Raw genomic sequence first — 9131 nt, forward strand, 5'->3', positions numbered from 1 at the left:
TAATTGAAAAGTTCATTATTCTTTTAATCTTTACACTCTATAAACTAATGATTACATATACTTCCCTTAATAGTTTTTATACACAAATCCTTTCTCAAAACAAGCAGCAAACCTACATCATTCATTTGACATTCTAACTTCATCTCAACCATTTTTAAACTTTTTTTAACCTACTTGGATCGTAAACTTGCATATGATCTTGACTTCTCTTTTTCACTGGAACTTATTTCTTGACCTTGAACTTAGTCACTTATCTTTTTACTTAAACTCCCCTCCTCCATTCACACTACCCTTTAAATTTTTAACTAAACCATCCCACTCATACTTGGATTGGCTCCGGCTTTATAGAGTAGCAGAAGACCTCGGCTATGTTTACGTTGTATAGGCGAGGTCTTCTGCTGGTTACGAATATAAACAGGAGCCAATCCTGCCTTTGTATGAGTGGAAAAGTTCTCAAAACCTAACCACAAAGAATACAAACATTCGTTTTCTTTAGGATTACGTATTGAAAGCTATATAAATTGCGAAAATTCTAAGTTCCCAACATTTTACAATACGTACATCTGTTTGACAATTCCAATCAAGTAAATTCGTTCCCTATGCCCATGTAAAGAAAGTTAAAGTAAGAAGAACCTCCTATAAATTTCCTTTTTAACTACGTAAATGCCTCAAAAGCTTAGCTTAAAACCCCACATAGTTCTAAATTAATTCTGATTTGGTAATACAGATCACTTTTTACACAATTAAATTAATTAGTATAAAAACTATCTATTTACCTCAAACCATCCATATTAACAATGAATAAAATCATGCATAGCCATGACCAAAAATTATAGGATATCTTAAATTTCTTCCTCTGAAATACTAACAATTTCATTTACCGGACTTCACCTATTCTAGTTATAATCTTAAAACTATCCCTTCGAAGTATCTTTTCGAAAGTAACTGTACTTCACTCTACGCTTTAAAATAAAACCAAACAGAATTTCCAAAACTAAGAACCTCCAAAAGTAAAATCAAGCAACCAACACCGGACAAAAGGAGAGTATAGATATGTAATGGCAGACTGGCTTAATAATTCTAACCGGTATTTTGTTCAGGTGGAGATGCTCCAGAACGATAAATCAGATTCAGCTCTTCCCAAAGTAGATCAACTTCTACAGACGGTATGGCAAGTGCATGTTTAAACAGATTGACTTCAGGAAATAACTCAGCAAATGTTAATTGGGCATTTCTAACTTGTTCCTTACGTAGTAGTAACAGTCTTTTAAAGAGCATAGATCGGCTAGCCACTTTCGTGATCGCACCCCGCCCTTGGCCAATTGTATATTTTTTTAGTTTACTAGAACGCTTCAGAACTTCTTTTAGAGATGATACTGCCATTCCGAAGGTTTCAGCAAGCATCTTAAATGAGCCCTCTAAAAATGGCTTTTCGGGGCTTGTCCTAGCATCTAAAAAGGCAACGATATCTTCTTCCCATTCGTTATAATGAGAACGTACTCGCTCCTCGCGGGGTTTTTTAAACTTATACCAACCTTCTCTTCCAGAAAATTGAGCTTGTCCATCTGTCCATAATTCAAGTAACCCCTCAACATAAGAACGTTTTGCACCTTTATACTTCCCAGAATACGCACTTTTTAATGTACGCTCAAATTCACTTTTTGATAAAGGTTGCTCTAAATTACTATTAAATTGGTCCAGTTCATCATATGCCTCTTCAAACTCTCTTTCACTAGCATAATTGGCAATTGCCATCGTCAGAAGAGCATTATTACGGCTGGCTCCATGATGCCCTTTTTCAATATCCGTTGCACGGATAAGTGCATGATACCAGTCTGAAGACGTTTGATCGAATGCAGATGTATACTTATTGTAAACAACACGCAAGAAGGACCTATTTTCTTGTTCATCAAACTTTTTTGACCATGAAAGCAATTGATTCGTGCTTGTCGGTACCTCGTAAAAATCAAGTGTATTATCCTCTCTTGGTATACGATAAAAACCAAACGGTACACACGCTGTATCAATTGGGACATACTTACTTAATGCTTTCCGTATATTTTCTGATAAACGCTCTGCTATTCGGATTGCCTTGTAATCTTTGTTTATATGGATATAAAATGGAGTGTCCAGGACAAAAAAAGCTTGAAATCCCCTTGGAGTTTCCAATAAGAGATTTGGGCGTGGTAGTCCTAATTCTTCACAGCCTAAATAAAGGGCATACAAATCGACGTTTTTAGTGTCGATGTCAAACCCAATGACATTAATCTGTTTAAGATTTTCACGTGTGTGCCCCTTAATCACTCGATTTTTGAAATCGTAATATGAACCACCTCGGTAGGTGTTCGGTGTCCAGTGTGACAATTGCTGATAACGGTCCTGCAACGCTTCATAAGAAGTAACAACATAGCCTTTACCATTAATAAGGTCTTCTTTAGAAGGCGACACGAATACCGCCCCTTTACGGTACGGATTATTCTTTTCAACTTTCTCGTAAGCTACAACTCTATCAAATGGCGCACGAGATCCTTTTTTCTTATATAAATGCAGGCTGTTATGGGTCATGAATTGCATGATTTCAACTGGTGAAATAACACTTCTTAATTTATGATCTAATTCATGCACTTCCATTGCGTATACCTCCTTTAAATATATATAAGAATGCTAGAATAATTTGTTGAAATAAGTATATCGAAATCGTTTTTTGAAAAAGTGTGCTCTCTAAGCAAAATGCACCAAAATAAATAAACCTCTTGAAGCTTAGAGCCACAAGAGGTTTAGAAAAAGTTGAAAAGATTTTTTCCATGCGGGTTCCGCTGAGATTTTGCACCAAAAAAGCAGAAAATGAACCAATTTTGATAAAAGATAATTTTTATAAAAATAGAAGAAACCCTGTCCTATCAATCGTTTCAAGGATTCTCTCTAAAAGATTACTAAACAGGTTCCGCTGATACAACTGTGTCAGTGGTGCATTTCTCGTACACAGGTTCCGCTGTTTATTCAACAATATCACTGAGAGAACGATGTATTATTTTATTAAATTAGCTCATGAAAAGTAAAAAACTGTCGATGTACCAATGTTTCCCTAGGTATACAGGTTCCGCTGACTCTACAAATAATGCACCACTAATAGACCCATTCTACAGAAATTAGTATACAGGTTCCGCTGACTCTACAAATAATGCACCACTAATAGACCCATTCTACAGAAATTAGTACACAGGTTCCGCTGACTTTCTAAATAATGCACCACTAATGGACCTATTCTACAGAAATTAGTACACAGGTTCCGCTGATAGACTTTAAAATGGTGCATTTTAAATGGTTAAATGAAATAATACTTAAGCTAACCTTCTACATTAGCCATCCATGAATCCTCAAGCCTCAGATTCACCACAGTGAATGGAAGTTTATATCGTACTACCATAGTAGTTGTAGAAGAAAACACTTTCCTTTATTTCTTCGCCAATTTTCTGTGTAAAATGCATTATTCTGATTAACGGACTTGCCATCTTGGTATAAAATTTTCCTAATTGTTCAATTAAACTTTCTTCAAATTTTCAGTGGCATTGAAACGATAGACCATGCTACCTGATCATCCACTATGTATTTCCGATACTTTTTCAAAGCACAGGACACCGTGAAAACTACTACTTACTCTGGACCATTTAAAGCTTCCTTTGTAGCCTCTAAGTTCCCGATCTTTCCTTAAGGACGAATTTAAAGCGTAAAAAGTAAAATGAATAGATCAATAGAAGAAATTATTCTAGGTGACTTGTTGTAGCAAGGCACTCTCAAAAATGGTAATCAGTGGTCAGGACACCCACTTCTTTCCCATTACTAATCTATTTTTAAACAAAAATCAGCCCTTGTAAGAACCTAATCACACTATCCTCCTTTTAATTTCTCTATTTGTATCAACGTAGAAACCCTTGCGTACCATATTTCATCTTAAATTACTCCGTTAATATGACACTAAGATTTGACACCGTTCATTTTTAAGGAACAAATAAGTCGATTCCCACGTATGGAAATCGACCTTTAAAGTGCTATTGAATTCTTCTTGATTTGACCTAATTGTGCCTTTGTACTGATACCTGATTCCTTTTGAAAGTAAAATCCAATCAAAATGCGTTTGATAACTTTTTTAGCATGTCAAAAAAGATCACTCATAAATCAATGAGCAATCTTTTGAGGAATATGTATTAAAGATTTTATCAATGTGTTACATTCCATGGTCTCTGACACCGGAGAGGCTTTACCCTTCTTTCCTTAACGAAAGGTAAATGTTGCTTTCTGCTATGCGTAAGGCATCAGCCCTCTCGATTTACTAACATTTCGAAGCTCAATCCCTTCAACCATTTGGCTTTTGGCCCGCAACCTACAGATGTCACAAATATTCCAAATTGATTATTAATGAAAAGACTTTTTTATTACTTTTTCTTATTGAATTTTACTGTTAAATAGTGTAATAGAAGCTGATCCTTGAACATACCCCTGTCCTGCTGTTCTAGTGACCGCAGCCCCAGTTGCCGTCTACTTAGTCCTAGTTCAACAGCGAATCCCCCTACACTACGCTCATGATAATGAGTTTACACAAAAAAATCGGTAACGATATTTGATCGTCACCGATTTTTACTATACATCTTTTGTGCAATTACTCTAAACCAAGATCCGTTAAAACATCATCTAAAGTTTCACCTTTATATTTATTAACTGGCTTCCCAGCATTGTCATTCCATGGATTTTGCATAAAGTAATTATTAATTACATACTGCATATCTTGCTCATCAACTACACCATCATAGTTGATATCTGCGTCACGCTTATTTGTGCCCCAATACGTTTGGATGTATAGAGCATCTTTTACATCAATTACATTATCTTTATTTACATCTCCACCAGGGATATAGCTATAATCAACTGGTTTAGATCCAGCGGTAACTTTACCGTCTTCTTTCAAGCCAATTGTAAAATCTTTCTTGAATGTGAAATGACCTGGTACGTCAATTGATAATGTAAACGGCTTATCTGTAATCGGTAATTTAGTTGTAAATCCATTTGGAGCAGTTACACTATATCCTAAAGGATCAGATACTCCATATTCTTTCCCATTTGAATATTTCACACTAATTTTTGAGCCAGCTTTATTAAAGTCAATCTTTTTCGCAACAATTACTCCTGCAGTACCAATTCCTGTAACTAATCCTTCCGGCTGAACTGAACCCCTCATAAGAGAATAAGTAGGAGTAATATAGAAATAAGGTTGAATTCCTTGAGTTGTTACAGTACTATCATCCACATTTGTATAAACAGCATTAAAGAATCTAGTTGTACCTGTTGGATCTTCAAACGTCATTGGACCCTTGTAGTATTGGTCTTTTGCTTTAAATGTCAAGTCTACTAAAGAAGTATCTCCAGTAATTCCAGTAGTCGCAAGGTCACCAAGCGCTGTTGCTGTGATTGTCATTTTATTGAAAGAACCATTAAAAGGTGTTGTTGTATATTTAACATCTAGGTTTCCGTTATACGATCCGTGTGGTTTGACACTCGTAACATCTAGGAAATTAGCTGGATATATGAAAGAGTATTCAGCTTTTTTCACTTTTGTCGTTACATTTTTTGTTGAGAACGTTACTGTATTTGAATCTCCCATGTTGATTCTTTGTTTATCAGCAATTGCTGAAGTATAAGCAGTACCTTTTTTCACAAAGTATACGTCCCTAAAACTTCCGTAATTTTCTACAGTTGATTTATCTCTGTCATAGAAGTCATACTCTGTAATTGGCAATGTTGTTGGACCAGCTGTAGCCAGAGGTATTGTCGAATTGAAGTTCCCATTTTGATCTACAGGAATGTTTATTTCATTCGAATTATTCGGATTATAATAATACATTTTATTGTCGCCTTGTGAAGCAGTAATGCCCGCTGCTTGCATTTCAGCAATGTTTTTATCAAATGCATTACCTGTTACTGAAACAGTTTTGTCAGTTGAATTAGCTGTTTCAACAATTTGACCTGCTTCATAGTTCATCGTAACCTTTGGCTCTTTCTCACCATAATAAACAGGTGCATCACTAGAGAAGGTTTCACCATTATCATTTGTACCTACTAATCTAATTTTCCATAATCCTGGGTCAACTTCCTTATAATCAAATGTAATTGGGTTATCAGGATTTCCAGTTAACGGATAATACTGACCATTATTCAATACACCTTGGAAATAGTATTCAATATTTTCATCCGCACCCATTCCATCAGATGAACCAAGGTAACCGATCTCTTCGTTTGTTTTTGGATCTACAAGGAAGAAATCAAAGTTACGCATATGAGAGTTTAGCTTAAAGTTTACGCCAATCGACCATCTTGTTGCATTACTTCCCGCTTCATATGGTAGTGTAAATGCTTCTGGAGCTCCCTTAACATAATCAATTCCTTCTTTTACTGTATGAATAGCAAACGGAACTTTATACGTTTCATCAGGATTTATTTGATTTGTATAGACAACATACCCTTCATACGTTCCAAGTTTTGCAGTTTTAGGAACTTTGATCATAGCATCCATATTCGCACTGCTGTAACGTTTCACTTTAACTGTTGATTTAACATCTAATGTAACGCCATTAGCTGCAGCATCTTGGTCTGCTCTAGAGTCATTTGTAAATCGACCATCCAATGTCTGGAATTGAACTTTTACATCAAAAGTTTTATCTTCTGAACTTTTATTAAATAAAGTCATTGAACGTGAATCTGTCAGATTTTTGCCATCAATAGCTTGTTCACCAAAGCTTAAAGCACCAGTAATGTTTTTAATTGTTTTGATTCCTTTACTTGCAAGCGTAATCGTACCTTCTGAATTACTATTACCGCTATACGTCTTCGTCTTGTCTTTCACTTGAATTTCCGTTTGTGCATGAACGGCTTTGTATGGATTTACAAGACCCGCCCCTACTTCATATACACTATATTTATCATTTAAAGGATCAGCTGTATTCATAAGAGATGACTTAATATCTGCTGGTGTCATGTCTGGATGAGCTTGCTTTAACAATGCTGCTACTCCAGATACATTTGGCGTAGCCATTGAAGTGCCAGATAAGCGCTCATATGCATCTTTATAATCAGTTAAAACATTACCATTATCATCTTTATGCATATAAGAAGGTACGGTTGAGAATACAGAGACACCTGGTGCTGTTACTTCTGGTTTAATATCATATAGGACACGTGATGGACCTCGCGAACTAAAGTCTGCTAGTTTATTACCTGTTGTTACAGTTTGACTCATATTACCGAATGTAAAGTCGATTGAATTTCCTTTCATAGCTTCTGTTAGAAGTAGTTTACTTGTAATAGCAGTACCTTGAGTGTTGTTTAGTAAAAACGTTGGAATATATCCATACGTGTTACCTAAAAATACATCTTGTAATGTATCTCCAGGTGTATTTGTTAAAAATACAGCCTTTGCTCCGTGCTTTTTAGCTGTACTCACGATATCAGCTATGCCTAGGTTACCACGTTGTGCGATAACAATTTTTCCATTTACATCTATTGGTATAGTATAACCACCATTCGAGTCACGTTTATAATAAGCAGTATCTGAACCAGATCCTACGTTTACTACTTTCAATGTTTGACCTTGAAAATCCGCTATATTATCAGAATATCCTTGGGCAGCTAGCTTCAGATCAGTTGGTGAATCCCCAGTTGATAGATGCGCTGTTGAAGTAAATTGTGGAATCGTAACAGAAGTATCACTTGCTCCAACAGTGATTGCTAATGGAGCATTTCCTGGTGAACCTAGTGTATACATTTTATTTCCAGAATTCCCTGCTGCAACGACTGCTGTTACCCCTGAAAGTACGGCATTATTAACTGCAATTGCCGTAGGATATAATGGGTCGTTATAGTTTGCTCCAAGTGACATGCTAATAATGTCCATTCCGTCTGAAACTGCTTTATCAATACCTGCTAATATTGCTGAAGTTGAACCAGATCCATATTGACCTAGAACACGATAAGAATAAATATCAGCATCCGGTGCAACACCTGTTACCGAATAGTCTGCATTGTTTTTTCCTTGTCCGGCAATAATTCCAGCCACATGCGTTCCATGCTCAGTATAAAAAGCTTCTCCATTAGCCGTTTCAGGTAAACCAGACTTCTTCCAATCTGCATATGTTGTTTCCATTGGGTCATTGTCATTATCAACGAAGTCGTAACCACCTTTAAACGCGCCTTTTAAGTCTGGGTGATTGTAATCAATTCCAGTATCAAGAATACCAATCTTTACGCCTTTTCCTGTATAGCCTTCTTGATGAAGTTTTTCAATACCAGGGAACGTTACCATATTGTGAGTTGCAGCTTGTTGCCCGGACACTACTTCTTTAGTAGTTGGATCATCTAGTTGAACTTTCAAATCACTCCATACTGTTTGAACGGCACTAGATTTAAGCAATGCTTTTACTTTATTAGCAGGGAGTGTCAAAGCAACTCCATTAAATGTTTTTTTGTAAGAACGCTTAATCTTGTAAGGATTTTTCTTTTCTTTTAACTCTTTACTAAAAATCGTTTTTAAGTCTTGATTAAACGATTCGTGTGAAGTGTCCACTTTTGCTTGTGCGTCTGCTTCAGAAATTGTAGTTCCTTCTGTTTCTGCTACCATAACCGCTGTTTGTGCTGGCTTGTCCTTAAATTCAACTATAACAGAAGTTGGAGCGTCACTTGTTAGATCTAAGTCAGGAGATACTTGAAGCCCTTCCTTGTCACTAACTTTTAATTGTTTAATAGACTCGCGTTGAGCTGGTGTAAGTGCTGATAATACTTGCTCCACTCTTGAAACTGGTTGTGCATGAACATTGTGTGTAATCGACATCGGATTAAATACGCTAGCTACAAGACCTGTTGTAAGTGCCACATTTGTAATATTTTTTTTGATCTTTTTCATCTTTCCCCATCTTCCTCTCTCTCTTGATAATTTCATTATATGGAAACTTGACACAATTTTATTTTTTAAAAATTGCATCAAGTTTAAATTTTGTAAAATTTTATTGAATTTTATTTTTAAAAAAACAAAAGAGTCACAGCTTTTAAGTCTCTTTATCTTTCATCTATAAATGTCAACCTAAGTA

General features: G+C 35.8%; 2 protein-coding genes. Both read right to left on the reverse strand.

Annotation, left to right across the window (positions count from 1 at the left end):
- Window positions 1-1080: 1080 nt before the first annotated feature.
- Window positions 1081-2631 (reverse strand): primase C-terminal domain-containing protein, encoded by a 1551-nt coding sequence (locus CN601_RS02920; protein WP_098169994.1) that lies wholly within the window; start codon window positions 2629-2631, stop codon window positions 1081-1083.
- Window positions 2632-4657: 2026 nt separating this feature from the next.
- Window positions 4658-8947 carry a S8 family serine peptidase gene (locus tag CN601_RS02925; protein WP_179865419.1) on the reverse strand — a complete coding sequence of 1430 codons (4290 nt, stop codon included), beginning with the start codon at window positions 8945-8947 and terminating at the stop codon, window positions 4658-4660.
- Window positions 8948-9131: the final 184 nt, after the last annotated feature.

It is taken from the genome of Bacillus sp. AFS017336 (assembly GCF_002555445.1).
Taxonomy (GTDB): domain Bacteria; phylum Bacillota; class Bacilli; order Bacillales; family Bacillaceae_G; genus Gottfriedia.